Source organism: Okeania sp., from assembly GCF_983059655.1.
This window is the reverse complement of the sequence record NZ_CEZPJD010000966.1, coordinates 1-2,635: the sequence shown is the minus strand read 5'-3', so window position 1 is coordinate 2,635 and position 2,635 is coordinate 1. Positions and strand designations below refer to the sequence as shown.

Genomic DNA, 2,635 nt, shown 5'->3' with positions numbered 1-2,635 from the left:
AGGGGGGATAAAAAGCTTATTATATAAAACTTTTAGCTATTGGACAGTTCCTGAATTTTGTAAATATGCCAGCGCACATTGCTATAAAAGTTTTTTTATCATTAATTATCCGGACATGATATTAATTGAAGATCAAAAACTTTGGCTGAAACTGTTAACAAATAATTTTTTTTGAGAAATTTAGCACAAATGCCATGATAGATCGCCAAGATATCAACCAGACCTCAATTACTCAAGGACTTACAGAAAACGAAGTTATTACTCGTCGTAGTGCAGGTCTAGGAAATCAGGTAAAATTAAATACAAGTCGCTCCTATAGCCAGATATTAAAGGAAAACCTGTTTACTTTTATCAATGCTGTTTTCTTAACTATTAGTCTTGTTTTAATCTTTCTTTCTCGTTATGGTGATGCTTTCCTTGTGATAGTGGTTATTTTAGGTGGTGTTGTAGTTAGTGTTTGCCAAGAAATATGGGCTAAACAACAATTAGATCAAATTGCTCTATTAACAAGACCATTAGCTACCGTTATTCGAGAAAGTAAACAACAAAACATTGATCCCAGTGAAATCGTAGTCGGGGATATATTAGTTGCTCAAGCTGGAGATCAAATAGTGGTAGATGGCCAAATAGTAGGAGAAGGCCGAATTGAAGTGGATGAATCACTACTAACTGGAGAATCGGATCTAATTCCAAAACAAGTGGGACAACCAGTTTATTCTGGTAGTTTTTGTGCTAGTGGTACTGCTTGTTATGAAGCTCAAAAAGTAGGAACTGAAAGTTTGGCCTATCAATTAACAGTTAGTGCCAGAGCATTCCGCCAAATTTACACCCCCCTCCAACAAGAAATTAACTTGGTAATTAGAGTATTTTTACTCTTGTCATGCTTTCTGTGGATACTCGTTGCTATTAACTGGTTTATAACGATTTATACATTTGCTGACAGTGTTCAATATGCTGCAGTAATTGCTGGCCTAGTACCAAGTGGGCTTTATTTGGCTATCACTCTCGCTTATGCCCTGGGTGCAGTCAAAATGGTGGGGCAGGAAGTTCTGATCCAGCAGGCTAATGCTGTGGAATCATTGAGTAATGTAGATGTTTTATGCTTGGACAAAACTGGCACATTAACAGCTAACCGAATTCGTTTACAGACTGTTTATCCCATAGGAATTAATGAAATTAAGTTACGAAATTTGTTGGGTGATTATGCAGCTAGTACCGCTGCGAAAAATCAAACAATTGAAGCTGTAGAAGAAGTTTGCTCTGGACATCGACTGGAGCTAATTGCAGAAATTCCTTTTACTTCAGCTCGTAAATGGAGTGGTATGAGTTTTGAGAGCCAAAAGGAAAGTTCAGATTCTGGAACATACATTCTTGGCGCTCCAGAAGTATTAGCGACAGTTACACCTCTGAGTACAGAAGTTACTCAGCAAATTCAAGAATTAGCTCAACAGGGTCTTCGAGTCCTTTTATTTACTCATAGCCCAAATATTAATAGCTTGAATAATGATTTGGAAAATCCACAACTACCTACTCAATTAACTCCTCTGGGAATTATTAGCTTTAAAGATGAACTAAGGCCAGAAGCTCGTGAAACAATACATGGTTTTTCTGAAGCGGGAATAGAAGTGAAGGTAATTTCAGGAGATAATCCTCAAACGGTGGCTACTTTGGCCTTACAAGCAGGAATTGGCTCAGATATTCAAGTTATTTCTGGAGCGGAGTTGGACGAACTAGATGAAGCTCAGTTTATCCAAGCCGCAGAAGCTAATACAATTTTTGGCCGTGTTACTCCCGATCAGAAAGCTAGATTAATTCGTAGCTTTAAGGAGCAAGGTCATTATGTAGCCATGATTGGAGATGGAGTTAATGATGTTCTGTCATTGAAAGAGGCAAATTTGGCGATCGCTATGGAGGGCGGTAGTAAGGCCACTCGTAGTGTGGCGGATATTGTTTTGCTGAAAAATTCTTTTGGGTCTTTGCCTCATACTTTTCTGGAAGGACAACGCATTCGTAATGGTATACAGGATGTATTGAAACTGTTTATGATTAGAGTGTTTTGTGTGAGCTTATTGATTTTTGCTACAGGATTTGTTGGTGGTACTTTTCCATTATTAAATAAGCATAGTGCGGTTGTTACTCTCATTTCAGTGGGCTTTCCTAGTTTTTGTATTCCTCTGTGGGCAAAGTCAGGGATGCTGCCTCGTCGTAGTTTGGTGCGATCGCTACTCCATTTTACTTTACCTGCTACTTTGAGTCTTACTCTTGTCGCTTTGGGTGTTTATTTGGGTTATTTAGTTGTGACAGTGTTGGGTTCTCTTGAGGAAAATAATCTGATAGATAATAGTGTGGTTATTAGTAATCAGCTTCTTTCTGTTCCTCGTAGTGCCTTAGTAACTATTATGGTTTTGTGTGGTCTACTCCTCGTGCCTTTTATGAAGCCCCCAACAAGAGCTTGGGTTGGTGGAGAGCCTTTGAGTAGAGACTGGCGTTATTCCCTAGTTGCCTTGGCATTGCTAGGAATCTATGTGATAATTTTAGCTGTTCCACCTCTACGTCAATTTTTTGAATTATCTTTACTAAGTGCCCATGATTATGTTGTGATTAGTTGGGTAGCTTTAGTGTGGTGTTTATTATT

The 2,635-nt window shown here is 38.5% G+C and carries 1 protein-coding gene; it reads left to right on the top strand.

Going from position 1 to position 2,635, the window contains the following annotated elements:
• Positions 1–194 precede the first annotated feature (194 nt).
• Positions 195–2,635, top strand: a 2,441-nt coding sequence (locus AC3DU7_RS30710) for an HAD-IC family P-type ATPase (protein ID WP_488043024.1), incomplete at its 3' end; no start/stop codon positions are given.